The following is a 24355-nucleotide window of genomic DNA, read 5'->3' on the forward strand; positions in this document are numbered from 1 at the left end:
CTCCCGCCATTTGCGGTAATCAGGTTTTTGCATGGACTTGCTCCGTCAGTTCGCGCACGCGGTTTTCCAGGCCCGCAATCTCGGTGGTGGCGTGCTCGAGCTGGCGCTGCATGGCCTCGATCTGGCCCTGCAGCTTGCCGAGCATGGTGATCGCCTCGTTTCGCTCGCGGGCGAAGTCGTCGGCCCGTTTGTCGGCCGTGAGGCGCGCGGCGCGCTCGGCCTCCAGCAGTTCCTTGTAGACATTGATCGCCGACACCCGGCCGGCGTCATCAGCCCGGTCGGCAGCACCCCGAGAGAGGTACTGCCGCAGGAAGATGAAGCCGCCGCCGATGGCGCCGATCGCCATGCCGATCGCGCCCATGGGGCCGCCGGGCAGGCCGTTGAGTTCCGGCACATCCACGGCGCTCACTCCAGCGCCAGGGCGACTGCCTGGCGGATCAGGGCTTCGGGGTACGGCTGCTGGCCGTTCTCGTGGGCGACGATGGCCGGCAGGATGCGCTCCAGCGTGCGGGCGTCCTGCAGGTCGATCCGGTCGGCGGGCTGCACGCCCAGGGCCTTGGCGACCTGGCGGGCGTAGGCGCCGGTGTCGTTCTCCACCGGCGGTGCCCAGCGGCCGATGATGGCCGCCGGCGTGCGCAGGTTGTATTTGCGCTGGTAGCTGAGCAGGACCTTGGCCAAGGCGCGCAGGCCCCACTTCGGATCGGTGAAGACCACGAAGCGCGGGTCGCTCGACTGATCGGACGCCATGCCCTGCCAGCGCTCGGTGGTGCGGTCGATATTGCCCGGGTTGTGGTTGCGGATGCCGCGGGGAATGGTCGTCATAGGACTCCGTACAGGCGTAAAAAAGCCCGCGAATGCGGGCTGGTGGCGGGGAACAAATAAGGGCCGGCGCCATGCGGTGGCGGCCGGCCCTTATGAGTGGTGCTGAAAACTAATGCTGTCGCTTTTTAGCGAGGTACGAGCCAATGTCACGCGGACTTCCGCCCACCGCATTCATAGCTTCTGAAAGGGTGGCCGCATCCGCTTGAAAGAACCGCGCCCATGCAACTATTTGCTCGGCGTCGTCCGCAGTGATCCTGCCTCTAGCAACTAAGTCTTGTGCCCAAAGCCATTCCTCTGCAGATGCCTGTCGGCGACCCTCCTCAGAGGTCATTTGCTGAATGACAGAGAAACGGTGGCGGCGGGTAGTCATGAGATAACTTTTTGGCCCGGGCAAAAAGTCTTGTGTCAGACAAAACCTTGCGAAAATGCAAGCCACTCTTGAAAGCGATTTAAGCCACTGGGGTTAACCCCGGGGAAGCATCCATTGGAAATTCGCCCGTCAAGATCTCACCCGAGCGCTCCGGCCCGTCGAGCAGCCCGAGCGCACCGAGCGCACCGATGAACTCGACCGTCGTCGGGTCAGTCCGGTCGATGTCGATCGCGTCCTTGTAGCGGGCGATCGCCGAGCGCACGCCGGCGCGCTGCGCGACCGTCAGGTTCTTGATCGCCGGCGTCTCGGCCACGAACTCCGCAAAGTTGAAGTTGTCGACCAAGACGTTCTCGCCGTCGGTCAGCAGCTTGCGGAAGTCGGTCTTGGTGTAAACCGTGGGCCGCATCACCGGTGCCGGCTCGGCCGCGGCTGGGGCAACGAAGGCGCTGTCCGCCCAGCCCCACCCAATGCCGACGCCGAGCCCCTGCTCGTGCGGCGTGTCCAGCGCTTCGACGTGCTCGAAGTCCTCAGCCATTGCTTCGAGGAAGGTGCGGCCGTCTTCGCTGTTTTCCACCTCGACCGTATTGACTACAAAGCCGTCATTTATGAGTGCGTATTTCATGGTCAGACCGTGTACGAAAGAATGATGATTCCGCTGGCGCCATCCCAGCCTTTGACGCCATTGCCGCCGCTGACGTAACCGCCGCCGCCGCCATTGCCGGTGTTTGCAGTGGGCAATCCGAAAGCAGATGCAAATTGACTGCTGGGCGCACCGACGCCGTAGCCATTCACCCCAGGACCCCCCATGCCGAGGTTGAAAACGTTAGTAGGGTCGGTAGGGCCGAAGGCTGGTCCGCCAGCACCTGCGCCAGAGCCTGAGCGTTGTGGCGCACTCGTCCCAGCCGAGGCGTAGCCACCGATGTAGCCGCCGTACGCTGCGCCGCCGGCAGGCTGCCCGTAGTAGGAGCCGTTGGCCCCAACTGCTCCATGCGTCCCGCCGCCGGCACCGCTGCCTGCTTGCGAAGAAGGCGAACCACTTGAGCCGTTCGCAAAGGCGCCGCCACCGCCACCGCCGCCCGGAGCAGTGATGCCGTTAAACGAACTTGTTCCGCCTGGAGCGCCTGGGGAAGCCTGAGCAGGGGTGTTCACTGCGTTAGAAGTTGCAGGAGCGCCGCCGATGCCGCCTGAACCCACAACTGCGTTTACCGCTGCAGATACGACCGTTAGGCGATTGACGCGCCACCCTCCAGCGCCCGATCCGCCGTAGGCTGAGGCACCCGAGTAGCCGTGGTACGCACCGCCGCCGCCAGCGCCGCCGCCGCCGACTATCTCGACGTTGACCACGCCCCCCTTGTCGAGCAGCGCCTGCGGTGGCGTCCAGAGCTTCGACGCGGTGATGATCTCGATTACCAGCTTGCCGCCGGAAGCGAAGAGGTCGTTAGACGATCCCATTATTGGATGCTCCAGTCGCCGAGGGCGGCGATATAGGTGAAGGTCAGCGTGCGACCCTTCGAATTGCAGGTGTAGTTTTCAGCCAGGCCGCCGACCTTTTTGCCCTGCGGATTCACGACGACGGGGTTTGCGCCCCAGGTGCGGGTCGCGTCGTAGAGCGTGATCTGTGAGCCGTTCGACGGCGACGCCGGGAAAGGGATCACGAACCCGCCTGCCGAGGTGTCGACCGGATACCAGCCGCCGGCTACCGCATTGAATGCGGCCGCCATCACGGCGGTGGGCGCGACCTTCGGCGTGAGCGGTGCCCAGCCGGCAGCGTCCGCGCTGGGGTCCGTGGCGCTGGCCCCGGTGCCCTTCTTCCGATAGCCCATGTAGTCGACCGGCGACCAGACAGTGGTGCCGTCGTTGTAGTTGCCGGCGGCCCACTTCGTGGAGCCGGAGCCGGCAGCGGCCTGGGCTGCAGCCGCCTCGGCGCCGGCGCGCGCAGCCTGTGCGATGCCGGCATCGGTGTTGGCCGACTGGGCATTGGCCTTCGTCGCGTCGCCGATCGCCTTCAGCACGTCGCCCCAGGGTTTCAGCTGTGGCAGGAAGGCGTCGGACCGGGTGTCGAAATTGGCCATGTCCGTGGTCGACGGCGCGGAGCCGAGGACGGGCAGATCCGGCACGGGGGTGATGGCCATTAGATTTCCTCCAGTTCAAGGGTGACCAGCNATTGGCCATGTCCGTGGTCGACGGCGCGGAGCCGAGGACGGGCAGATCCGGCACGGGGGTGATGGCCATTAGATTTCCTCCAGTTCAAGGGTGACCAGCGCTTCCTTCTGCTGGTCGAGATCGATCGAGAATTGCCGGTAGAAGCCCAGGATCAGGAGCGACTCGAAGTAGCCGTCGTCGCTGAAGTCGTCCAGGCCGCTCCAGACGGCGACCTTCGCGTTCAGGGCGGTGCGCAGATCGCGGACCGTGTTGACCAAGCCCTTCGGCAGCTCCAGCACCTGGTCGGTCCGCGGCACCGTGCGACGGGGCACGAACGTCACGTTGCCGGCGAAGTCCCGGGTGGTATTGCTGAAGTTCAGCGCGTCGCTCTTGGCCTTCTTCTGCACGTTGCCGATGAATTCGCCATTGCCGATGACCAGCGCCGCGCACTTCACCGGTGAGCCGAAGCTGTTCTCCAGGGTGACGGTGATCACGGCGCCGGTCGACGGCGGCAGGTCGGCCAGCAGCAGGGACGGCAGTACGATGAACTTGCCGAAGAAGTAGGTCTTCCAGCTGGTGGTGCGCCGCGCTATGCGGCTCACCGCCCGCCGGTAGATCTCCTGTCCGGCCAGGGTCACCACAACCGTGACCTTCGTGGCCTGCATGCCGCCGAGAAAGAGGCTGCCTACCCGCTGCCCAGGCGTAAGCACGACGGTCATCGTCCCGGCCGAGGTGGTGACGGTGTTGCGCTCCAGCTCGAACATGGCGCGCCGGTTGGTCGCGCCGATGTCCTGCCAGCTCTTGGCCGCCGTCACCGTCTCACCGGCCAGGAACGCATCGTTCTCGGGCGGCGTGACGGTGTTGGCCGGGATCGCCTTCACGCACCGGTACTTCCGGTGGTTCGGGCGAAGCCGCACGTCGTCGATCGCATAGGCGCTGGTCGACACCCACAGGGTTTCCCCCGCGTCGGGCTCCTGCACCGTGCTGCTGGTCAGGATCGCGTCGGTGATGGGGATGGGGGTGGTGACGATCATGCTGCTGCCTTCATCAATACGGACTTGCCGTCATCACCCGTGACGTTGCGAATCGACTTCACGGTGTCGCGTGTGTTGTCGGCCGTGGTGTCGGCCGCTTTCTGCAGCGCTTCCACCTTGGCACTCAGCAGCCGCAGTTCGACCACGATCTGGTCATTCGCCGCCGCCCCGCCGCCGCCGAACGCTGCCGCCAGCTGCTGCTGGTTCCAGATCCGGCTTTGGCCCGAGGCCTCCAGCTCCCAGCCCCGCTCACCCACGATCCGCAGACCGCCGGAGTGCATACCGCCCGCCTCGAATGCCGGCACGCCTGCACCCGCTGCAGCCGCCAGCACGTCGCCGTAGTAGTAGCCGTCCCGCGCCGCGATGTCGCGCAGCGAGAAGCCGGCATCCCGCATCGCCTCGTAATAGCCCTTGACGTTGCCGGTGCCGGAGAACTGCGCCACGATGCCGGCGGCGCCGTCGAGCCGTGCAGCATCGGCTCCCGTGATGTCACGGGAGATGTAGCCGTCGCTGAAGACATAGCTGCCGTTGGCCTGGCGGCCGAGATAGGACCCGCTGTTGGCAGCACCGCCGCTTGGGCCTGCACCGACCACCGCACCACCCGGGGCAGAGCTGCCGGCACCGGTCGCCGTCCCCGCAGGCTTCGCCGGGAACATCGCCTTGTGCAGCCGGTCGATCGCCTCGGCCACGCTCAGCACCGAGGTGTCGACGCCCTTCATGGTGTCCACCAGCGTCTTCGACTCGCGCAGCATGTCGTCCAGGCGCTTCAGCTCGTCCTGCGTGGTCTTCAGCTGCTTTTCGGCGGTGGTGAGCTGGACGCCGTTGACCTCTTCCAGCTCGGACAGCTGGCCGGCCAACACCAGGCGGTCGCGGTCGAACTCCTCGCGGGTCGCGTACCGGTCCTCGCCCATGTTGGCCCGCACGCCGGCGATGGCGGCCTGCAGCTCCTCGTCGCTGCTGACACCGCTGACCAGCGCCCGCCGGATGTAGGCCATGCCGTTCGCTGCCGTGATGGCAGTGACGCTGGTCACTTCGCCCAGCAGCGAGCCGATGCTCGACTTCAGGGTCTTGGCGATCGACCCGAGGCCGGACACCGCAGCCTGCTGCACCGACTGCATCTCGCTGAGCACCGACTTGCGGGCGTCGACGGCGCGCTGCACGGCGGCATAGGCGTCATCGATAGCCTTGTCGCGGTCGGCCTTGGCCTTGGCTTCCGCCTCGGCCGCAGCCGCTGCGGCGGTGGCCGCGTCCTCTGCCAGCCACAGGTTGTTGGCCAGGACGGCCAGCGCGGGGTTCAGCGCTACCAGGCGGGCGTATTCCTTCGCACGGTCACGGTCGAGTGCTTCCCGGTCCCGGCCCTGGGCGCGCAGCAGCCGTTGCTCGTAGTCGAACTGCGTGTCGCCGATCTCCTTCGCCCGGGCGTCGGCCTCGGCCTTCGCCGCCGACGCTGCAGCCGTCGCGGCCGCCTCGTCCTGCAGGCTGTAGATGTACCGCTGCTTTTCTCGCAGAAGCGGGTCCATCGCCGCCAGCTCATCCTCGCGCCGCGCGGCCAGCGCACCAGCAGCATTACCCTGCAGCTCTAGGATCTGGATGTCCTGGTCGCGCGAGGCCGTCGCACGGGCCGTCGCCGCCGCTGCGGCCGTCGCCTCGTCCTGCAGGCTGTGGATGTACTTCTGCTTTTCTCGCAGCAGCGGGTCCATCGCGGCCAGCTCGTCCGCCCGGCGGGCCGCCAGCGCACCCGCGGCGTCGCCCTGCAGCTCCATGATCTGGATCTCTTGCTGCCGGGCGGCGGTCGCGGTCTGGGCTGCGGTGGACGAATCAGCGGCCGCTTCGGTGATCGAGGCGAACACAGGACCCAGCTGCAGCAGCGCCGCATACATCTTGCGGCCCTCTTCGGTGTCGAGCTTCGTCTGGTACAGCTCGACCATCTCGCGGTAGGCATCGCGCGACTTCGGCAGCGTCAGGCCGAGCTTGTCGAACTCCGTGGTGAGTTGACGGGTGGTGATCGCCGCGCGCTCGGCCGGGGTGTAGAACTCCTGCAGGAAGCTGCCCGCGGCGGCGCCGAACTTGTCCATGCCGCCGAAGAGGTCGACCAGGGCCGAAGCGGCAGCACCGCCCGCCAGCGACGCCTTCAGGGCGGTCTGCCCGAGGGAGTCGAAGATTGCGTTGGCACCCGATAGGCTGTTGGCCAGCCGGCCCAGCGTGTCGATCGCCGACTCACCGGCGCGGCGGAACGGGTCCAGCGCCGAGGCCGCCGAAACGGTCTGACCATCAGCAGCAGGATCGCCCACGCCAGCGTAGGCCACCGGCAATGCACCGGCTGCATCCTCCTGGATCGCTGCAGCCGCGGCTTCGGAGCCGGCCTTCGCACCGGACAGGATGCCGCCCGCCACCAGGTTGGCCAAGTCGTCGCCCAGGCTCTTGAACGTGGCGGCCAGCTTCTCCTGGATCTGCGCGTCCGTCAGCCCCTGGGTGCTGATGAAGATGTCCTTAGTGAAGCCGTCGATCGCTTTGGAGTTGAGCCCCAGCACGTCGGAGAAGCCCTTGACGCTCGTGAACATCGAGCCGACCGACTGGTCGATCGCCAGCTTCGTGGCGGCCGGCAGCGCGGACTGCTCGTCCCGGTAGGACGGGCCCGAGAACAAGGTGCCGCCCTTGCGGATGGTGGTGAAGCCGGACACGTCGGACTCGGCGCCCAGCGTGCCCTTGAAGCCGACGTCCGTCTTTTTCTCGGACCGGAAGACACCCAGGGCGTTCAGGGCCACCACCGCGGCCAGCGCATAGGGCGCAGCTGCGCCGATGACGCTGCCGATGCTGAAGGACGCGCCGCCGATGGTGCTCGCGCCGACTGCGCTGCTGATGCCGTTGGCGATGATCGCGCCGCCCTCGCCTGCGAAGAAGCCGGTGAGGCCAGACGACACGCCCGAAGCCAGCGCGCTGCCGGCGCCGGAGATCAGGCTGAAGGCGCTCGACGCGAGATTCGCGCCGCCGAGCACACCACCGGCACCGCCGGCCGGCGCGCTTACCAGCCCCGCCGCGGTCGCAGCCGAGCTGGCTATTCCGGTAACGCCGGACATCACACCCTGCACCAGCAGCTTCAGCACGCTGGTCTTGAAGGTGTTCTTGATGCCCGACCAGAAGGTGCTGAAGAATCCCTTGCCGGCCTCGAAGCTGCGAAACAGGCTGTCGGTGAGGCCCTGGTACACCGAGTCGGTGAACTTGGTCCACTCGCCGCGGGCTTCCTTGGCCTGCTCGACCACCTCGGCCTGGGCGTCGCGCTTACCCATCAGGGCCAGCAGCTTGGTGCGCTGCTCGATCTCACGCTGCAGGTTCTCCCAGCCCTCGCTGTTCTCGTAGAACCCGGCCTGCTTTTCTTTCAGGCGCGCGATGGCCACCTGCTCGACGGCGTAAGCCAGGGTGATGTGGCCATCGGCCGACAGGGCCACGGCGCGCATCTCGTCCTCGATCGCACGGGTGCGGTCGGCGACGCTTGCCAGGGCGGCGCTGGCGGCCGCTTGCTGCGACTGGATGAACTCGGCGGCGGCCTGGTCGTCGGCTGCGCGCTGGGTTTGCCGAGCCGTCGCCAGATCCTGAGCGGACTTGATCAGGCTGCGGTCGATGTCGAGCGCGAGCTGGGCGGTTTCGGACCGGGCCAGCAGTGCGGCGATGTGGGCGCGCTCGGCCGCGGTCAGCGACTTCTTGGCGCCGTCCATGTCGGAGGCGACCTTCGCGGCGAACTTCTCCTGCTCGGTCAGGGTGCGGCCGGCCTTCAGCTCGATCTCGGCCAGCTGGATGCGCTCGCCGATGCGGGTCATCAGCTTGGCGTACTCGGACTCGGTCTTCGCCGCGGCGGCGCCGGTGGCGGCCAGGGCCTTGCGGGCCTTTTCTTCGGCGGCGGCCGCGGCGGCGCGGTTAGCCATGCGCTTGGCTTCGCCATCGTCCTCTGCGGGCTTGGGCGCGGCGGCGTTCTGCCGGGCGTTCAAGATCCGCTTCTCGAACGCATCGAGATCTGCGCGTGCCTGCTCGGCGTCGGCCAGCATTTCCTTTCGGATGTTGGCCGCCTGGGCGCCGGCGCTGCCTGCCAGCCCTGTCGCGAGCTTGGCCGCCATGGCGGCAGGATTGAGCAGCTCGGCGAACCCGATGTCGAAGGCGGACATCTGCGCCGCCACGCCGCCGATCTCGCGGCCGATGCCCTTGAAGACGTAGACGACGTTGGCGCCCAGCACCACCATCGCCTCGAAGAAGGTAGCCAGCGCCGCCCCCGCTGCGCCGGCGGCGGTCAGTTCGCCGCTCATGGTGGACGCCTCACGTCCGGCGCCCGTGAATTCCCCTGCCACGTCGTTGATCGCAGGCAGCAGCTGCGTCGCCACCTGGGCATAGGCGCCCTGCGAGACGACCGCCAGCTTGTCGAGCTGGTCGTTCAGTTCGCCCGCCAGCGCGCGCGCAGCCTCCTGGCTGCCGCCCGACAGGCGCACGAATTCCTCGCGCAGCTCGGCGATGCCGTCCCTGCCCTTGCTGAGCATGGGCACCATTTCCTTGCCGCTCTTGCCGAAGATGTCGACGGCCAGCGCGGTCTTGGTGACGCCGTCGGGCAGCACCTGGAAGAAGTCGGCCAGGTCGCCGAACACGTCTTCGCTGGAACGTACCTTGCCCTCGGCGTCCTTCAGCTTGATGCCCAGGCTGTCGAAGGTCTTGACGGCTTCCTTGCCGCCGCCGACCGCCTCGGCCACCTTGACGCTGAGTTTGCCCATGGACGATTCAAGGGACTCGGCGTCGGTGCCGCTCATCTTGGCGGCGTAGCCCAGCTCGGCGAGGTTCTGCGCCGAGACGCCGATCTTGTCGGCAGCGTCGGACACGCGGTCCAGCTCGTCGATGGTCTGACGGAAGCCCTGGATCACGGCGCCGGCGGTGACGGCGCCCAGGAGCGCGCCAGCCGCGGCACCGGCCGATGCCTTGACCCGATCCATCGAGTCCTGCATGCGCTTGGCCATCTGCAGGGCGCGCTGCTCCGCGGCATCGGCACCGCCCGTGAATTGGGCGTAGTTCAGCCCGAGCTGGACGACGAGGGAGCCGAGTGCAGCCATGGGTCAGGTTTCCTTTTTGTTCTTCATCAGCTCGGCGTCGGCGGTCAGCACCGCGGACTCCATCACCTGCAGGTCGGCGAAGAGCTGCAGGCGCTCTTTCTTGGGGACGGCGAACTGCATCCAGGCGATGACCCGGGCGTAGTCGAAGCCGACCCGCTGCCCAGCCATACCGGCATAGGTCCACTGAGTGCGCAGCGCGTGCAGCCTTGGCGGATNTCCATCACCTGCAGGTCGGCGAAGAGCTGCAGGCGCTCTTTCTTGGGGACGGCGAACTGCATCCAGGCGATGACCCGGGCGTAGTCGAAGCCGACCCGGTTACCCGCCATGCCGGCATGGGCCCACTGGGTGCGCAGCGCGTGGAAGCGCTCGAAGGTCTGGACGTTCTCGGCGTAGAGCCCGAAGTGCTCGTGGCTGTCGTCCTCGGGCTGCACCTGGGCTTCGACCGCCTCGATGTCTTCTTCGCTGGCGCCCATGGCCCGCATGCCTTCCACGATCGAGGCGTCAACGGAGAGGGCCGGCGGCGGGCCATCCCGCACGCCGGCCCAGTGCCGTGCCGCCCCGATCAGTTTTTTTGCTTGGCGCCCAGGTTGGCTTGCCAGAAGGTCACAGCCGTCTCGCGCACGGCGGCGGTGAAGCTGCAAAGGGCGTCGAGGTTTTCGGGGGTAAACGGCACGTCGTTCTTCTGCTCGTCCTTCATCGACCAGCCCACCAGGCGGTCGCGCACCAAGTCGACGTCCGACAGCGACGCCAGCCCTTTGCGCTCCTCCTCGGTGGCACGCTTGAACTCGGCGATGTAGCTGTCCTGCTTCCAGGCGCCGTTGGCCTGCTTGACGTTGACGGTGACGGTTTCTTTGAAGGTTTCGGTGGGGGTGAGGTTGAAAGCCATGTGGGTCTCGCAAGGGGAAAGGAACGAAGAAAGACCCGCGGGCGACATGCCGGCGGGCCAGGGAGGGAACGGGGGTGGAAGCCGCCGGGCGGGCCGGCGGCGGGGGTCACTTCACGGTGAGCGCGATCTCGTCGTCACCCGTGTTCGGGTTGATGTCGAAGCCCAGGTTGAGCATCGCGATGCCTTCCTGGTCCTGCAGCGCGGCGCTGGTGATCTGGATCTGCGGCAGGTCGACCTGCACGATGTTGCCGGCCACTGTCCCGTGGATCAGCTGGGCCGCGCCGACCGTGCTCTCGACGATCGTCCGGCCCCAGTTCTTCTGCGCCATGGTGGTCAGCTCGATCATCGCGGTGCCCTTGGGCTGTCGATCGGGGCTGCGCGGGCCGGCGCAATTCACCAGCTCGCGCCAGGCCAGCAGGTTCGCCACGTCGAAGCCGAACGCCTGCATGCACGCCGTCACGCCGAAGATGGTGAAGCCGGGGGTGTTGATCTTGCCGACCGTCTGTGGCTGCTTGAACTTGCTGTAGTCGACCGTGCTGTTGACCGGCTGCACCGCGTCGGTGCCGTCGCTGTAGGTGCCGATGAAGTCGAACTTCATCACCGGGATGGTCTTCGCATCGGTCTGGAAGCTCACGGTGCCCTTGGCGTTGCCCAGCTTGAACAGCAGGCCGTCGAGGTAGCCGTACATGGTGAGCGTGGGCTCGCCCTCGCTGACTGGCAGGTACTGCACGCTCTGCCCGGCGGTGACGGTCTCGGAGAAACCGCAGGCCTGCAGGATGTCGCCCCAGGCCGGCGCGGTGCCGGCGGTGCCGCTGCCGGCCAGCTCGATCTCGAACTGGAAGCGGCGGTGTACGCCGACCGCCATGCTGCCGCTGTTGCCCTTGTAGGGACGCAGCAGGTTGCGCTGCACGAATTCCGCGGTCACCAGCTCGGGCGTGAAGGCCCGTACCAGGATCGCATTCGCGCCGGCGGTGGGGATCGGGTCCACGCCTGGGGTGACTTCCCGCTTGACCAGCAGGAGCATCTTTTTCATCGACTTGGCCATGGGTATTACTCCTGGGTGGCGCTTGCTGCGTCGGCAGCGGGATCGGGCATGNGACTTCCCGCTTGACCAGCAGGAGCATCTTTTTCATCGACTTGGCCATGGGTATTACTCCTGGGTGGCGCTTGCTGCGTCGGCAGCGGGATCGGGCATGCGGGTGCGTGCGCCGGTGTTGGGGTCGCGGCTGTAGCGGCCGCCGATGCCGGTGAAATCGTCCGGCGGGTGGATCGGCTCGGCCACGGGCCTGGCGGGCGCGGCCGGCGTAGCAGCCGGGTGTGCAGACGTCTGCACGAGGGTGACGGGCAGGGGCGCGGTCAGGACGGCGGGCAGGGCTGCGCCTCCTGCGGTATCAGGCTTGGGCATGGTTTTCCTTTCGAGAGGGGGTGGGATCAGTGCCGCGGGGTGCGGAGACGAACGATCAGGAAACGGGCGAACAGCTCGGGGTTGGGCTCGTAGTCGGCATCCCCGCTCTCTTCCTCGAACATGAAGGGGGTGCCCAGCGACCCCATCGCAGTGCGAACGGGGCCACCAGCGCCGGTGGGGATCAGCGCAAGGGCGCCCATCAGCGTGGGGGCCAGCGCCACGATGTTGACCACCTGCTGGTCGTAGCCGCCGCCTGCGCACCAGCCGGGCTCCGGCTCGGTGTCGATGTCGAACACCAGGGCCGGGAACACCGGGGCGGGCGGCAGCTCGATCGCCCAGGTGTTGGGCAGGACAGGCTCCAGCGCCTCCCGCACCAGCTCGTGGACGCTTTTCATGGGCTGCTGACCTTTCGCAGTTCCTTGTCGAGTGCGTCGGTCATCGCATCCACCGCAGCGGCCCGCTTGTTCGCCAGGGCACGCGACAGGAAGGGCGTGCCCTGCCGCCGCTTGGTGGTGAATTCCAGGAACGACCAGTAGAAGGGATCGTCGGCGTAGCGGGTGACAACCCTGCCCTTGCGGTTGACCGCCAGCATGCTGTTGGCCTTCTGCTTGCGGGTGAGGCTGCGGCCGTGTCGCACGCCCAGGTTGTACTGGACCGTGCCGTCCGGTGCCCGGCCTTCGCGCTTGATCACGATGTTCTTAATCAGCGCGCCGGTGCGCCGCAGGCCAAGCGAAGACGCCACAGCGCGTGCCTCGTTCTTCACGATGCGGCCGGCAGCGCTCACCATGCGCCGGCCGATGCGGGCCTGCATCTGCGCGGCGTTGAGCTGGGCGAATTTGGCGCGCATCTCGCCGATGCCCAAAACGACCGATTCAGCCATGGGTGTCTCCCGTGTAGGTGATGCCGGTGTCGCAGGTGAGTACCAGGCGATCGTGGCGCTCCATCCAGTCGTTGACCTGGCGGACGTTGTAGACCTTGCCGGCGTAGCGCACCCGCATTGCCTCGGTGACGCCGGGCCGGTAGTTGATGTCGAACTCGGTGCGCGCCTGGGCGGTTTCGCCGCCGACGCTGGTCGCCGCCTTCTCCTGGCCGCTAAAGTGGCGCACCGCTGCATAGACACCGGTGGCAAACACCGTCCAGCCCTTGACCAGGCCACCGGCGGCATCCTTGGTCACGGCGTGCAGTTCGAGGTCGATCAACCGGTTGCGTTGCTGGGAATCCATCTCAGCATCCCCGGTTGCGGTGGCGGCGCAGGATCGTGAGCGCTGTCGCCCGCTTGCTGTCCTTCGCGGCCTGGTCGTTGGCACCGACCAGCACGTCGGCCAGCAGCAGCTGCGCGGCGATGATGTCGGCCGTCACCACGATGCCGCGTTCGTCTCCGGCCAGGACCACGGCGGCCAGGTCCTCGTAGAGGTAGCCGTCCAGGACCATCACCGCTTCGGCATAGGCCTGGTCGATGGCGGCCACCAGGTCATCGACCAGCGCGCCGTCGATGCGCAGGCGCCGCTGGGCCTCGTCGGGCGTGGGCTTGACCTGCATGGCTACTTCGCGGCTTCCAGATCGCCGAGCGGCAGACTGGGGGTTGCAGCGTCTTTGCCTGCGTCCTTCTGCTCGTCGGCACCGGTTCCAGTGCCGGCCGTGCCAGGCGCCGGGTCCGTAGCCGATCCGGGAGGGCTACCGGTGCCGGCCTGCGTTTCGTCTGGGCCGGCCGGCTTGGTTTCGGTCGGCTTCAGCACATTGGCGGTGGTAATGGCAGGGCCACCCGGGCCGATGGAGGTGCCCGCCGTCCGCTGCTGAGTCAGCTGCTTCGCAGCAGCGGCCGTGCCTGCCTTGTTTCGCTGCCGGCGCTCGGCCACCTCGGCAGCACCCTCGGCGATCATGCCCAGGCGCAGATAGTGGGTCTGCGTTTCCTTGTCCAGGTCCGCTGGCACGTCGTCGCCGGGCTTGTACCGGTGGCCGAGGCGCACGAATGTCTTGGCGACTTTCATGTCGTTCTCCAAATGGGAAGGCCCGCAGGGCGTGAGCCGTGCGGGCCTTCGGGTTGCGGGAAAGGTCAGACGGCGAAGGTGCCGGAGACCATGGCCTGCGGACGCTCGACGGTGAGGCCCAGGCGTTCTTCGCAGAGGATCGCCACCATGTTCTTGATGAAGAAGTCGGCGTGCTGCTCTGCGACCCGCACCGTCACTTCCTCGCGGTCGTAGATGGTGGCGGCCAGGCTGGAGCCGACCAGGAAATCGCCGGCGTCGAGTCCGTAGCTCTCGACCACGCGCTTGCCCCAGATTCGCGGCGCAGCGCCGTCGGTCGGCGTGCCGAAGATGTAGGCGCCGTCGGTCGTCTTCATCATCTGGATCAGCGCCCAGTCGTCCAGGCTCAGCACCGCGAACGTGGCGGGGTACTTGGCCTTGGCGACCTGCAGGAACGCCCAGCGCAGGTGGTCGATCTTGGTAGCAGTTCCTCCACCTTGCGCAGTGAGCTTTTCTTGCAGCCCAGCCGCCACATACGCCGTTGCCTGCGGCACCAAGCCCAGCAGGTTGCCGTTGGTTCCGTCGCCGAAGAGCAGCGCCTCGTCTTCCTTCAGCTTCAGGCCCGTTCGCAGGCGGGTGTCGATGATGCCGGCCAGCTGGGGCACATCGGACAGCACTTGGCGCGACGCTGGAATCCAGTGGGCGATGGTCTCGACCGGGCTGGTCTTCTTCTCGAAGGTCAGGCCCGATTCGCGCTTGGCCGTGCCCTCACCATTTTGCGGACCCGCGTTGTTGGTGTACAGCTTCTCGCGCACCCACTCGATGGCGTTGGTCGAGATGCTGACCGACTGCAGCACGTCGCGGATGGTCAGGATGTCATCCGGGTCCGTGATGATGCCGGGAACCCGGTACGCCTCGATCAGCACGCCGGCGCTGGTGGCGCCGCTGGTCACTGCGGCCTTGCGGAAAGCCGGGCCGGAGATGGTCACCAGCTCGACGTTACCGCCCTTGTAGTTCTTTGCGCCTTCAGCCTCGGCCGCCTGGTAGCCCAGCGACTTGCGTTGCTGGTGGGTGCCCAGGACGTTGGCCGCCTTCTGCGCCAGCTCGGTCACTTCCAGGTTCAGCTTGTCGAGTGCCTTCTCTGCTTTGTCGACCTTGGCCACGGCATCCTGGAAAGCGGTCTTGGTGACGGTGTCGGCCTTGCCTTCCTTCATTTCTTCCTGCAGCTTGGCGACCCGGCCGTCGAGCTCGCCGTGCGATTTCTTGACCTGCTCGACCGCTTCCTTCGCGGCTTTGCCGACCTCGTCCAGCTTTTTGAGCTGCTCGGGCAGCGAGATCTCGCCGGACATGGCCATCGGCACCATGCCGAGGCCTGCGAGAGCATCGGACGGAATGATCGGATGGCCGAGGAGTGCAGCGACGGCCAGGAGGGCGACCACAGCCAGCAGGCCATAGGTCAGGTTCTTGCGAATTTGAGAATGCATGGAATCAGTTCCAGTTGAAGTTGGTGGTAAGGCTCTTGAGGGCGTCTGCCAGCATCCCGCTGTCTGCCACAACATCCCGTTGGGGCAGCGACTTGAAACCACCAGACGCGAGGGCCTTGGCCTCGGTCTGGCTGTATCCGAGGGTCCGCAGCTGGGCCTCGAAATCTCTGATGGAGGCGGCCTTGACGATGTCGACAAGGGCCTCGGGATTCATGCCGAAGGGGACGATGGAAAACTCCCACAGCTCGGCGGACTTGATGACCCGCACGTAACCGTCGTCGCGCTCCTCGTAGCTGGCACCGTCCGGCAGGATGTTGAATCCCACCGACAGGCCGTCCAGCACGCCGTCCTTCATCAGCTCGTAGTTGTCGCGTACGTAGCTGACGCCGAGGCTCAGCTGGCCCGCGACGCGCAGGCCGCGGTCGTCCTGCTTGAAGGTGGCCTTGCCGGCCAGCAGGTCCAGGCGGTGGCCGATGGCGATCCGCAGCTGGCCGTCGCGCGTGGTCTTGGCCGACTTGAAGGCGCCCGGCAGGATCACGTCGTTGCCAAGGTCGACATTGCCGAACACGGCCGCGTAGCCGGTGAAGCTGCCATCCTTGTCGGCGGACTTGATTTCTATGGGGGCAACGATGCGGTCCATCAGACAGCTCCTTTCTTTTCTTCCAGCAGGGAGCGCAGCAGATCGCTGGGCGCCATGTTGAGCGGCACCAGCAGATCGTCTGCACCGTCAACGGTTGCCATCTCTTCCAGCTCCCGGATCTCGTTCTGCGTGATCGCGCCGGCGTTGCGTAGGGCGACGTAGTAAGCGGCCCGCTGGGTGCTGTCGCCGCGCAGCAAGCCGCGCACGTCAAATTGGAAATACAACTCACGGCGTTCGGCGCCATCGAGCAGGCAGCTGTTGAGGGCCTGCTCGATGCGCGTGAGGTACGGCATCAGCGTGTAGTCGAGGAAGTGCTTGTTGGCCTGCTCGGTGTTGGCGTAGCTGGCCTTGTCCATCTCCATCAGCATGTGCAGCGGCACCCGGTAGATCCGCGCGATCTCGGCGATCTGCAGCTTGCGGGTCTCGATGAACTGGGCTTCGTCGTTGGGCGTGGTGATCGGCTTGTATTCGGTGTCGGCGTCCAGCACCGGCAGCTCGCCCTTCAGCCAAGACTCCCGCATGTACTTGGCGAAGCTCTCCCGGATGCTGTCCCGGCTTTTCTCGGAGAAGTCAGACTTGGTGGTCAGGATGCCGGTGGGCCGCGCGCCGCTGCCGAAGAACTCGGCGCCGTACTTCTCGACCGCCACCGTCAGCGCCATGCTGTTGCCGTGCAGCTTGTGCGGCGCATAGCCCTCCAGGTCTCCGACGCCACCGAAGCCGCGAATCGGACAGATTTGCGCGCGCTTGAGCTTCTCCTGTACACCGTTGCGCTTCGTCAGCCAGTAGTCGATGTCCCCGGCCTGCGAGATCTCCGGCCTGACCCGGCTCTTGTGCACCGGCTGGATGCTGATGATCCGCCGGGTGGACTCCATGCGGGTGGTGTAGTTGTAGGCCTGGCCCAGGGTGCACAGGCTGACCGCCATGGCTTCCTTCCACTCCACCGCCGTCATGTATTCGTTGGGCTGGTCGTGCACCAGGGTGTACCGCGGATCGTCCGTCGCCTTGACCCGGCCCTTCGCGGTGCGCCGGTAAAGGTGCAGCGGGATGATGCCGACCGTCTCCGAGATCAGCCGGATCGCGCTGTAGGCGGCGGAGATCTTGAGCTGCGTGTCGGCGTCGATCTTGACGTTGGCCCAGGTCGGCGAGCCGTCTTGGAACGCCCACCCCTGGGGGGACGTCAGCGAAAGGTCGAGGCCTTTCGCCACGAACCGCGCCAGGGATCGGATTACGTTCATGTGTCGGCGAAGCTTTCCCAGAAGGAGTTGGTCTTTTCGGTCTTGCCGGCGGTCGCGCGACCGATCGCCATCGCGATGGCGACCATGCCGTCGATCTTTTCGGTGGAGCGCGCCCGGTCGAACTTGATGTTCTCGGCCGCGTCGCGCGTGGCCACGGTGTTGCTGGCCATCCAGCGCAGCACCTTGTTGCCGCCGTGCGCCAGGCGGTGGCTCATGTACATGCGCTCGAGCTCCTTGCACGGGCCGCTCATGCTTCCGTAGCCCTGGCCGAATCCCACCATCAGCGCGCCGTCGTCCTGCAGGTCGGTCACCAGCTGCGAGGAGTTGAAGCGGTCGAAGGCGATCTCCTGCACATCGAACGTTTCCCGGTCGGCCTGGACATCGCGCCGCACGAAGCCGTAGTCGGTGACGTTGCCCGGAGTGACCGTCACAAGCCCCTCCCGAATCCACTGGTCGATCGGCAGCCGGCCCTTCTTGCGCATCTTCTCTACGGCCGCCTCGGGCAGGTAGAGGCGCAGCAGCACCTGCCACTTGCCGCCCTCGGTCTCCGGCGGGAAGGTCCAGGCCAGCGCGGTGAAGTCGCTGACCGATGCCAGGTCAAGCCCGCCCCATGCCTTGCGGCCCCGCAGTGCAGACGTCTGCACGGGGTCGCTGCACAGATCCCAGTGGTCCAGATCCACCCAGCCTTCGGACGCTTCCGTCCATCGGCAGAAGTTGAGCCGCAGCACCAGGTTGCGCTTGCTGGGCAAGTCGCGCGCCTCGCGTACCTGCTCGTCCAGGTACTGCAGGGTGAGCGACACGCCCAGGTTGGGGTTGGCCTTGATGTGGCAGGCCTTGTCCTCGAACGGGTCGTCCCCCTTGTCCAGCGCGGCCACGTAGCCGAACCACGCATCGTTCTCGATCACGCCCTGCAGCACCTTGATGCTGTAGTCGTGGTGCTCGAAGCACACCGTCGTCTGGTCGTACCCGCTGTTGGTGATCTCGAAGATCAGCGCCCGGGTGCGGCCCTTGGTGCCGGCGCGCATCTTCTCCACCACCGTCGCGGTCGGATGCTCGTGCAGCTCGTCCACGATCACGACGTGCGGCCGCTTGCCGTCCAGGCCCCGGCCCTCGGCGGACACCACCCGGAAGAAGCTGCTGGTCGCCAGGTACGTGATGTTGCTAATGCCGACCTGCAGCCGGTTAGCCAGCGGGCCGCAGCTCAGCACGAACTGCTTGGCGTCGTTGAAGCAGATGCCCGCTTGGTCGCGCGAGGTGGCAGCCGAGTAGACCTCCGCGCCGGCCTCGCCATCGGCCACCAGGGCGTACAGCGCGACGGCGGCGGCCAGGGGCGTCTTGCCGTTGCCCTTGCCGATCTCGATGTAGGCAATGCGAAAGCGCCGCTGGCCGTCCTGCATGTACCAGCCGAAGCACGATCCGATGATGAACTTCTGCCAGGCCGACAGCAGGAACCGGCGGCCGGCCGTCGCGCCTTGGTAGTGGCGCAGGCACTGGATGAAGGTGATGGCGTGGTCGGCCTTCTCCGGCTTCCACACCAGGCCGCGCGCCGGGCCTTCCTTCAGGTCGGCCAGGTGGCGCTTGGCAGCGAGGCGAACCCATGGGCCGGCGACGATCTCGCCCGTGCCCACGCGCAGCGCATAGTCGGTGACGGGGTCGAGCGCCACCTGGTCGGCGGCGCCCATCGATCAGCCGCCGTGCGGCAGGGTGCCGCTGGCCTGCAGGAAGCCTTCCATGGGATCGTCGGGCACGCCCGGCAGCGCCATCTGCTGGCCGGCCGTCGACTGGATGCGGGACGCCGGCGTCAAGCCGAACTCCTTGGCGAAGCGCAGCATGCGGTCCAGCGCCCGGTCGCGGGCCTGGGCCATCGCGGCGACCTGCTTGTAGCCACTGGGCGTCACGTCGACCAGGGCGTCGGCGCCGCTCTTGACCATCATGTCCTTCACCCGGCGCTCCAGCACGGTCCATTCGCCCCAGGCCTGGCAGTAGGCGGCCAGCGCGGCGCGGTCCATCTCGGTGACCAGGCCGGCGGTGACCAGGTGCGGGCCGATGCGTTTCCACTCGGCGCGCGCCTCGGTGCCCAGGTGCTGGGGGCATGGCGGCAGCTGGACCGGCACGCGAATGGTCGCGCTTTCCAGATCGCCGCTCGGCAGCTTGCTCGGATTGCCCCGCAGCAGATGCACGTTGGCCGGCAGTGCTTTACGTCCCATGTGGTTTTCTCCCTTGAGGTGTCCGGGGGTACCCCCCCTCCCCGATTTCCCGGCCGCGCGCAAAAGATGAAGCAGACGGTCTAGAGCGGCTGAGGTCTCAAACTTTTTTGACTCCCCCTCCCCTCGGCGGCGCGGGCGGGTCGAAGGGTCAGCGACGACCGAAACCGCCGTCTTCGGACGCGGTCTTGATGTCGTGGTGTCGCTTGCAGAGGCCTTGCCAGTTGTCGCGTGCCCAGAAGAGCGCGCGGGCGGCTGCGATGGCGGCTTCGTTGCCGCTGTCCATCGCGTCTTTCAGGCGGTGAGGCTTGATGTGGTCGACCACCGTGGCGGGTTCAACTTGGTCGGCAGCATTGCAGCGCGTGCAGAGGGGGTGCTTTGCGAGGAAGCCAGCCCGGGCGCGTTGCCAGGCGGCGGTGTATCCACGCTCATGCGAGCTGCCGCGCTTCGCATCCGACTCTTGGCGCTCGACCCGCTTGTGTGCATCGCAGCGACTGCTGCCGTCGCGCACTAAGGCACCGCAGCCCGGGTGATTACAGGGCCGTGGTGCAGCGTAGGGCATGAAAAAACCCGCGAATCTTGCGATGCGCGGGCCTGTGAAATTGGCGGGAGCTCACGTAAACATACGTTGGAACCACCTTGCCTGCAATGTACCACTTTCGTCCAAGGTGTAAAACTACTTCGAGTGCTCCCCTCCTGTATATTGATCTGCATCTATTTGATTCAAAGGTAAGAAGATGATGAAGAAGGAGTTGGTTGGGCTGCTTTTGGGTGCGATGGCATGTACAGCTCAGGCCGCGTACACCATCACGATTGCACCGGATGGTGCGGACGTAGTTGCAACCGGCTCTGGCACGTTGGACACAACCGGGATAGCTTTCAACATTCAAAACAATTTTTGCGGTGCCGCTGGTGGGCTCATCGGATCAAACCTTGTGTGTGTCGGTGGGGGCAACACCGGAATGGCAAGCCCTAACGCTCTCAGTCCAGCATTTAACGGGCTGTCAAGCGGCGCGTTCACACCAGCAACCTCCAGTACCGGACCTTCCATCATCATTCAGGGAATGGGCTTGAATCTGCCCGCGGCTTACGTATCCGGCGCGGCTCTTACGAACCAGTCGAGGTTCGCAGCGGCAACATTGGCTAGTCTTGGGTTGACGGCCGGATTCACGCGGAATTTGAGCCTGCCATCCGGAGATACGATCACTGTCCGAGTGCTCGCGGTAGCCCCAGCGCCTGCTGTAACAGCGACATCAATTCCCACTCTCGGCGAATACGGCTTGATGGCCCTAGCGTCGTTGATGGCAATGTTCGGATTCAGGCACCTGCGCCGACGCCAGAGCTAATCGAACCTTAGAGACTCAACGCTGCCAGCGCTGCCAGACTCGCGGTCACGCACCATTTGCTCATTGCGCGCCTTCCGCTCGATGAACCAAACAGACAGCAATCGGTCGGCTTGCTCCAGGTGATTCAGCACTGTTGAGCGAGCCCGGCCAATCCGTCGAGCTGTCTCGATAGCCCCAATCCCTTCGACATACATGTGCCGCAACGTCCTATGCACGTGTGGATGGCTCAGCTTCAGCGACGACACCGCCTGATCCGTAATTCCCGCGTCGATCTCGTCCACCGGTATCCGCGATTCGCGCGACGACTCGTCCACCGACTCGTGCAGGAATGCTGCCTGCGATGCGAAGCCCAGCGCGCCGCACCGGTTACGGTCGCACCACAACGCCCAGTTGTCGAGCCTCGACTTGACCCACTCAATGCGCGCCATCGGCAACCTCCTTCGGCAGCCGCCACCACACCATGTGCCGGCACCCGAACTGCAGCACCAGCGATGCGATGTTGCCGGGCAGGCCTGGCAGGTTGAACGGATGGCCGACCACGCGGCCACCTTCCATCGCGTAGAAGCAATTGGGTTCGCCCTTGATGCCACGCCGTACCAGGGCATAGGCCTCTGATCCGATCTGGTCGGCCTTCGCCTTGATGGCCTGGTAGGTCTCGGGCATGTTGGACCGGATGTCGTTTATGGCTGCTGCGACGTCGATTGCTGGTGTCCTGGTGTCCATGCTGTCCATCCTTTCTAAGAGAGAGATAACGGGAGAAGGTGTGTTCGCGAGCGCGAGCGCGCTTGCACCCGCCGCTGTGTGTGCACGCCCGCCTTGGTTAGAACCGCGATGGGCAATGCAGCAGCTTCAACCCCAGAAACTGGGGAGAAGAGGTGTCCTTAGAGCTCTATGGCGAGCCGTGGACACGGTGGACACTTGGACACTCAGGTCATAGGCGCATGGGCTGACTTCCCCGCTACCGCGCCGCAATGGGGGCGCAGCGCACCCTCCAGCCCTTCGGGCACACCGCTGCCAATCTTGCGTCTGGCGGTGTCTGCAGCACGGCGCGTTTGCTGCACCGTGACCTGGCGGTCAGAACGGTGCATCGTCGGCTTCCTCTGTGTCTGCGGCCGGCAGCGTGCCGGCCATCTTCTCGACCTGGTCGGCCGCATCCTGCGGCGGCCAGTCCTTCGGGCGCTCGTAGCCCCAAGCCCGCACGCCGTGGATCTGGCGCTTGGCACGCGGCCAGCCTTCCTGGTCCATCCAGCTGCGCACCTGGGACTCCAGGCCCGCATTGCTCTTGGCGGCGTCGGTGCCGAGTGCGGCCACCAGCTGGGCGATCGTGATGAACTCGGTGAGCTGGTTGACCTTGGCGGTCATCGTCTCCGGCGTGCCCGCGGGCGGCCGGGTTAGCAGGTGCTGGATCTCGCTCAGCACGGCCGTCTCGACCAGCCGGCTTTCCTGCATGGGCACGAAGAGCCGCAGCTCGTCCTGGTGGGTGGGCGTGTACGCCTCACCTGCCTCATACAGCGCGTAGGCCTCGGCGAAGAGCTGGTCGCGGCGCTCGATCAACCACGGAATGTTCAGGCGGTTGCGCACCGGGATCGGCCAGAAGCGGCGGTTGCCGGTGCGGTCGCGCAGGTAAGTCTTCTCGTTCGTCGTGCCCATCAGCACGCACTGCCGCTCGAAGGCCTCGACCGTGCGGCCGTAGCTCGGCCGGTAGCGGTCGACCTTGGTGGTGATGAAGGCCTTGATCAGCCCGATCTCAGCCTTGCCGAAGTGGGCCAGCTCGGCGATCTCGTAGACCCACAGGCCCTGCACCTGTTCCTGGCCCTCTTTGCCGCGGCCAGGATCGAATGGCGTGTCGCTAAAGAACGCCGAGCCGGCCAGCGTCTCCACGAACGTGCTCTTGCCCAGGCCGCCCGGGCCTTCCAGCACCGGGCAGTAGTCGAACTTACAGCCCGGCTCCATGACCCGCTTGACCATGCCAAGCAGCAGGTAGCGGCCGACCAGCGACAGGTACTCACGCACCGGCGCCGCGAGTGAGTCCGGCGTCTCGCCCAGGACGTAGACCAGCCAGTCATCGATACGCGTGCGCCCGTCGTGCGCCAGCCGCTGCAGATACTCCTGCACCGGGTGGAAGTGGTTGCGGTGCGCGACCGTCTCGATCGCCTCAGACAGGGCCACGCGCGGGATGCTGGGCAGCCCATAGGTCTTGCTCAGGTACTCGCCCAGCTTCAGGTCGACGATGCTGGTGATGGGGCCGGCCTTGCCGTGCAGCCAGGGCCAGGGGCGGCGGGCCTCGATGTTGTTGCTCAGCTGGTTCAAGCCCAGCACGCCGTCGAGCGCTATGTCGTGCGTCAAGGCCGTGATCACCAGCTTGCGCGAGGTGTGCCACCGTGATTTCTTATCGTCCCAGTACGGCGCCAGCCACCAGGGCATGCGCTCGTCGCCGGCGACATCACCGTCTGCAGCGGTAGCGGGACCCTCGATTTTTTTAGACGAGGCGGCCAGCGGCGGTACTGCCGCGGCGACCGTGCCCAGCAGCGCGCGTGCGCCGGCGAAGAGCTGCAGCACGCGGTCGAAGTCCCAGCCGTCTGTCTCTATCGCGTCGCGGCAGTCCCAGCCGTCCGGCACCTCGAGCGGCTGCGGGATCGGGAGCAGCTGCACGTTGCAGGCATGCGTGTCGCGCAGCACTGCGCCGATGCCCAGCATCGCGGCCATGCCGCCCTGCTTCTCGGCGGGCAGCAGCGGCTTGGCAGCGCGGGCCACCGCCAGCGCTTCCGTATCCAGGCAGGCAGCCTCCTCTGCCTTGGTCAGCTTCTCGCGCTTTCCGTCGCAGTCGGGCCAGAGCAGCACGGTGCAGCCTGTCAGCCAGGACCATTCGGCTTTCTTCCAGGCCTTGCAGCCGCCCGACCAGCTGACCACCGCGTAGACGCCTGGTGCGCCGGCATCGAGCAGGGCCTGCAGCACGTCGGCCTTGACCTCGCCCTCGACCAGGACGACCGTGCGCGTGCCGGGCGACGTACCACCGGGCAGGTACAGCGGCCGCGGCTCGTCCCATACCTTCCAATGCCACTTGCTCCCGTTGTCACGCGAGCTGGTGCACCAGGTGTGGGGCAGCGTCTCTTTACCGCCGTCGCTCTTGATGAAGCGCACCACGTAGCCGAACAGGTCGCCGTCGCGCCGGTACGCAGCGATGTGCGCCGGCGTCTCTTTGCGGGAGAAGTGCCAGAAGGTGGGTTCGGGCGCGTGGGCCGGCACCGGCGTGATCACGTTCCACTTCTCGCCGTCGTGCTGGGTGGCCGAGGGCGGTGCGGGCGGCAGGGGTGCAGGCGGCGGGCGGGGCGCGCTGGCCGGGCCTGGCGTGCTCTTCACGCCGGCGACCGATTCCAAGCCATGCTGCCGGGCGAGCTCCAGCGCCGCCTTGCCGTTGTCCAGGCCGTGGATGGCCGCGTACAGGCTGACCAGGTCATTGCCCTTCTGGTCTCCGCCGAAGTCCGCCCACTTGCCTGCATTGACGCCGGACACCCTTACGCTGAGGCTGGGCGTGTTCTCTGACCGCCAGATGCTGCTGACCCGGTACTCGCCGGCCGTTGTCTTGCCGCCGGGCAGCCACTGGGGCACCAGCGTCTCGGCATGAGGCAAGAGGGCCTCGGCCAAGGCCCGGAAGTCCAAGGGTGGAAGTGGAGGCCGACTATCTGCCATGTTGCCTCCTGGCGGGCACAGCCGCGCATACCGGCCGCAGCGCCGGTGC

General features: G+C 66.5%; 26 protein-coding genes and 1 pseudogene. 1 reads left to right on the top strand and 26 read right to left on the bottom strand.

Features of this window, described 5'->3' with window-relative positions:
• Window positions 1-19: 19 nt before the first annotated feature.
• The 23 genes and pseudogenes from ASE76_RS18395 to ASE76_RS18485 all read right to left on the bottom strand — a co-directional run bounded on the left by ASE76_RS18395 (window position 20) and on the right by ASE76_RS18485 (window position 19832).
• The gene (locus tag ASE76_RS18395) at window positions 20-400 is read right to left on the bottom strand and encodes a hypothetical protein (protein ID WP_156362881.1); all 381 of its coding nucleotides are present in this window, start codon (window positions 398-400) and stop codon (window positions 20-22) included.
• 5 nt (window positions 401-405) lie between these two features.
• Window positions 406-822, bottom strand: coding sequence for a structural protein P5 (locus ASE76_RS18400; protein WP_055842964.1), 417 nt, complete (start codon window positions 820-822; stop codon window positions 406-408).
• A gap of 449 nt (window positions 823-1271) precedes the next feature.
• Complete coding sequence (locus ASE76_RS18405; RefSeq protein ID WP_055842967.1) at window positions 1272-1814, bottom strand: hypothetical protein; 543 nt, start codon at window positions 1812-1814, stop codon at window positions 1272-1274.
• A gap of 2 nt (window positions 1815-1816) precedes the next feature.
• A complete protein-coding gene (locus ASE76_RS20740; protein WP_156362885.1) occupies window positions 1817-2644 on the bottom strand; it encodes a glycine-rich domain-containing protein in 828 nt (275 codons plus the stop codon).
• Window positions 2644-3324, bottom strand: coding sequence for a hypothetical protein (locus tag ASE76_RS18410; RefSeq protein WP_055842968.1), 681 nt, complete (start codon window positions 3322-3324; stop codon window positions 2644-2646). The genes ASE76_RS20740 and ASE76_RS18410 overlap by 1 nt, the downstream gene beginning before the upstream one ends.
• A gap of 99 nt (window positions 3325-3423) precedes the next feature.
• Complete coding sequence (locus tag ASE76_RS18415; protein ID WP_055842970.1) at window positions 3424-4368, bottom strand: hypothetical protein; 945 nt, start codon at window positions 4366-4368, stop codon at window positions 3424-3426.
• Window positions 4365-9452, bottom strand: coding sequence for a phage tail tape measure protein (locus ASE76_RS18420; RefSeq protein ID WP_055842972.1), 5088 nt, complete (start codon window positions 9450-9452; stop codon window positions 4365-4367). Before ASE76_RS18420 ends, ASE76_RS18415 begins: the two co-directional genes overlap by 4 nt.
• 3 nt (window positions 9453-9455) lie before the next feature.
• A complete protein-coding gene (locus tag ASE76_RS21480) occupies window positions 9456-9656 on the bottom strand; it encodes a DUF1799 domain-containing protein (RefSeq protein ID WP_156362887.1) in 201 nt (66 codons plus the stop codon).
• 12 nt (window positions 9657-9668) lie between these two features.
• Window positions 9669-9934, bottom strand: a pseudogene (locus tag ASE76_RS21485) (DUF1799 domain-containing protein); the annotation flags it as partial.
• 80 nt (window positions 9935-10014) lie between these two features.
• Window positions 10015-10338, bottom strand: coding sequence for a hypothetical protein (locus ASE76_RS18425; protein WP_055842974.1), 324 nt, complete (start codon window positions 10336-10338; stop codon window positions 10015-10017).
• 106 nt (window positions 10339-10444) lie between these two features.
• Entirely contained in the window at window positions 10445-11371 is a 927-nt protein-coding gene (locus ASE76_RS18430; protein WP_236698523.1) for a hypothetical protein, read from the bottom strand.
• A gap of 117 nt (window positions 11372-11488) precedes the next feature.
• The gene (locus ASE76_RS20745; RefSeq protein ID WP_156362891.1) at window positions 11489-11743 is read right to left on the bottom strand and encodes a hypothetical protein; all 255 of its coding nucleotides are present in this window, start codon (window positions 11741-11743) and stop codon (window positions 11489-11491) included.
• A gap of 26 nt (window positions 11744-11769) precedes the next feature.
• A complete protein-coding gene (locus tag ASE76_RS18435) occupies window positions 11770-12138 on the bottom strand; it encodes a hypothetical protein (RefSeq protein WP_055842978.1) in 369 nt (122 codons plus the stop codon).
• A complete protein-coding gene (locus ASE76_RS18440) occupies window positions 12135-12623 on the bottom strand; it encodes an HK97-gp10 family putative phage morphogenesis protein (protein WP_156362893.1) in 489 nt (162 codons plus the stop codon). The genes ASE76_RS18435 and ASE76_RS18440 overlap by 4 nt, the downstream gene beginning before the upstream one ends.
• Window positions 12616-12966, bottom strand: a complete 351-nt coding sequence (locus ASE76_RS18445) for a phage head closure protein (RefSeq protein WP_055842982.1) — start codon at window positions 12964-12966, stop codon at window positions 12616-12618. The genes ASE76_RS18440 and ASE76_RS18445 overlap by 8 nt, the downstream gene beginning before the upstream one ends.
• A gap of 1 nt (window position 12967) precedes the next feature.
• Entirely contained in the window at window positions 12968-13282 is a 315-nt protein-coding gene (locus tag ASE76_RS18450; protein WP_055842983.1) for a hypothetical protein, read from the bottom strand.
• 2 nt (window positions 13283-13284) lie between these two features.
• On the bottom strand, window positions 13285-13731 hold the full coding sequence (locus ASE76_RS18455) for a hypothetical protein (protein WP_156362895.1): 447 nt from the start codon (window positions 13729-13731) through the stop codon (window positions 13285-13287).
• Between the two features lie 65 nt (window positions 13732-13796).
• A complete protein-coding gene (locus ASE76_RS18460) occupies window positions 13797-15191 on the bottom strand; it encodes a phage major capsid protein (RefSeq protein ID WP_055842987.1) in 1395 nt (464 codons plus the stop codon).
• 4 nt (window positions 15192-15195) lie between these two features.
• Window positions 15196-15831 carry an HK97 family phage prohead protease gene (locus ASE76_RS18465; RefSeq protein WP_082448718.1) on the bottom strand — a complete coding sequence of 212 codons (636 nt, stop codon included), beginning with the start codon at window positions 15829-15831 and terminating at the stop codon, window positions 15196-15198.
• Window positions 15831-17066, bottom strand: a complete 1236-nt coding sequence (locus ASE76_RS18470) for a phage portal protein (RefSeq protein WP_055842992.1) — start codon at window positions 17064-17066, stop codon at window positions 15831-15833. Before ASE76_RS18470 ends, ASE76_RS18465 begins: the two co-directional genes overlap by 1 nt.
• On the bottom strand, window positions 17063-18748 hold the full coding sequence (locus ASE76_RS18475) for a terminase large subunit (protein WP_055842994.1): 1686 nt from the start codon (window positions 18746-18748) through the stop codon (window positions 17063-17065). Before ASE76_RS18475 ends, ASE76_RS18470 begins: the two co-directional genes overlap by 4 nt.
• 3 nt (window positions 18749-18751) lie before the next feature.
• Window positions 18752-19273, bottom strand: a complete 522-nt coding sequence (locus ASE76_RS18480; RefSeq protein ID WP_082448719.1) for a phage terminase small subunit P27 family — start codon at window positions 19271-19273, stop codon at window positions 18752-18754.
• Between the two features lie 148 nt (window positions 19274-19421).
• Window positions 19422-19832 carry an HNH endonuclease signature motif containing protein gene (locus ASE76_RS18485; protein ID WP_055842997.1) on the bottom strand — a complete coding sequence of 137 codons (411 nt, stop codon included), beginning with the start codon at window positions 19830-19832 and terminating at the stop codon, window positions 19422-19424.
• A 502-nt stretch (window positions 19833-20334) separates the two neighbouring features.
• Between ASE76_RS18485 and ASE76_RS21340 the strand changes: the two genes are divergently transcribed.
• Complete coding sequence (locus ASE76_RS21340) at window positions 20335-20616, top strand: IPTL-CTERM sorting domain-containing protein (protein WP_255357295.1); 282 nt, start codon at window positions 20335-20337, stop codon at window positions 20614-20616.
• Here ASE76_RS21340 and ASE76_RS18490 read toward each other — a convergent pair.
• The 3 genes from ASE76_RS18490 to ASE76_RS18500 form a co-directional block, all read right to left on the bottom strand.
• Window positions 20613-21044 carry an antiterminator Q family protein gene (locus ASE76_RS18490; protein WP_055842999.1) on the bottom strand — a complete coding sequence of 144 codons (432 nt, stop codon included), beginning with the start codon at window positions 21042-21044 and terminating at the stop codon, window positions 20613-20615. The genes ASE76_RS21340 and ASE76_RS18490 overlap by 4 nt on opposite strands.
• Entirely contained in the window at window positions 21031-21339 is a 309-nt protein-coding gene (locus ASE76_RS18495; protein ID WP_156362897.1) for a hypothetical protein, read from the bottom strand. Before ASE76_RS18495 ends, ASE76_RS18490 begins: the two co-directional genes overlap by 14 nt.
• Window positions 21340-21690: 351 nt before the next feature.
• Entirely contained in the window at window positions 21691-24261 is a 2571-nt protein-coding gene (locus ASE76_RS18500; RefSeq protein ID WP_168389274.1) for a VapE domain-containing protein, read from the bottom strand.
• Between the last annotated feature and the right edge of the window lie 94 nt (window positions 24262-24355).

This window comes from Xylophilus sp. Leaf220 (assembly GCF_001421705.1).
In the GTDB taxonomy this organism is placed as follows: domain Bacteria; phylum Pseudomonadota; class Gammaproteobacteria; order Burkholderiales; family Burkholderiaceae_C; genus Xylophilus.

Bases quoted from the DNA above. Each gene is read 5' to 3' on its own strand.
- ASE76_RS18400 (WP_055842964.1), bottom strand. From the start codon at position 822: ATGACGACCATTCCCCGCGGCATCCGCAACCACAACCCGGGCAATATC.
- ASE76_RS18405 (WP_055842967.1), bottom strand. From the start codon at position 1,814: ATGAAATACGCACTCATAAATGACGGCTTTGTAGTCAATACGGTCGAG.
- ASE76_RS20740 (WP_156362885.1), bottom strand. From the start codon at position 2,644: ATGGGATCGTCTAACGACCTCTTCGCTTCCGGCGGCAAGCTGGTAATC.
- ASE76_RS18410 (WP_055842968.1), bottom strand. From the start codon at position 3,324: ATGGCCATCACCCCCGTGCCGGATCTGCCCGTCCTCGGCTCCGCGCCG.
- ASE76_RS18415 (WP_055842970.1), bottom strand. From the start codon at position 4,368: ATGATCGTCACCACCCCCATCCCCATCACCGACGCGATCCTGACCAGC.
- ASE76_RS18420 (WP_055842972.1), bottom strand. From the start codon at position 9,452: ATGGCTGCACTCGGCTCCCTCGTCGTCCAGCTCGGGCTGAACTACGCC.
- ASE76_RS18425 (WP_055842974.1), bottom strand. From the start codon at position 10,338: ATGGCTTTCAACCTCACCCCCACCGAAACCTTCAAAGAAACCGTCACC.
- ASE76_RS18430 (WP_236698523.1), bottom strand. From the start codon at position 11,371: ATGAAAAAGATGCTCCTGCTGGTCAAGCGGGAAGTCACCCCAGGCGTG.
- ASE76_RS20745 (WP_156362891.1), bottom strand. From the start codon at position 11,743: ATGCCCAAGCCTGATACCGCAGGAGGCGCAGCCCTGCCCGCCGTCCTG.
- ASE76_RS18435 (WP_055842978.1), bottom strand. From the start codon at position 12,138: ATGAAAAGCGTCCACGAGCTGGTGCGGGAGGCGCTGGAGCCTGTCCTG.
- ASE76_RS18440 (WP_156362893.1), bottom strand. From the start codon at position 12,623: ATGGCTGAATCGGTCGTTTTGGGCATCGGCGAGATGCGCGCCAAATTC.
- ASE76_RS18445 (WP_055842982.1), bottom strand. From the start codon at position 12,966: ATGGATTCCCAGCAACGCAACCGGTTGATCGACCTCGAACTGCACGCC.
- ASE76_RS18450 (WP_055842983.1), bottom strand. From the start codon at position 13,282: ATGCAGGTCAAGCCCACGCCCGACGAGGCCCAGCGGCGCCTGCGCATC.
- ASE76_RS18455 (WP_156362895.1), bottom strand. From the start codon at position 13,731: ATGAAAGTCGCCAAGACATTCGTGCGCCTCGGCCACCGGTACAAGCCC.
- ASE76_RS18460 (WP_055842987.1), bottom strand. From the start codon at position 15,191: ATGCATTCTCAAATTCGCAAGAACCTGACCTATGGCCTGCTGGCTGTG.
- ASE76_RS18465 (WP_082448718.1), bottom strand. From the start codon at position 15,831: ATGGACCGCATCGTTGCCCCCATAGAAATCAAGTCCGCCGACAAGGAT.
- ASE76_RS18470 (WP_055842992.1), bottom strand. From the start codon at position 17,066: ATGAACGTAATCCGATCCCTGGCGCGGTTCGTGGCGAAAGGCCTCGAC.
- ASE76_RS18475 (WP_055842994.1), bottom strand. From the start codon at position 18,748: ATGGGCGCCGCCGACCAGGTGGCGCTCGACCCCGTCACCGACTATGCG.
- ASE76_RS18480 (WP_082448719.1), bottom strand. From the start codon at position 19,273: ATGGGACGTAAAGCACTGCCGGCCAACGTGCATCTGCTGCGGGGCAAT.
- ASE76_RS18485 (WP_055842997.1), bottom strand. From the start codon at position 19,832: ATGCCCTACGCTGCACCACGGCCCTGTAATCACCCGGGCTGCGGTGCC.
- ASE76_RS21340 (WP_255357295.1), top strand. From the start codon at position 20,335: ATGGGCTTGAATCTGCCCGCGGCTTACGTATCCGGCGCGGCTCTTACG.
- ASE76_RS18490 (WP_055842999.1), bottom strand. From the start codon at position 21,044: ATGGCGCGCATTGAGTGGGTCAAGTCGAGGCTCGACAACTGGGCGTTG.
- ASE76_RS18495 (WP_156362897.1), bottom strand. From the start codon at position 21,339: ATGGACACCAGGACACCAGCAATCGACGTCGCAGCAGCCATAAACGAC.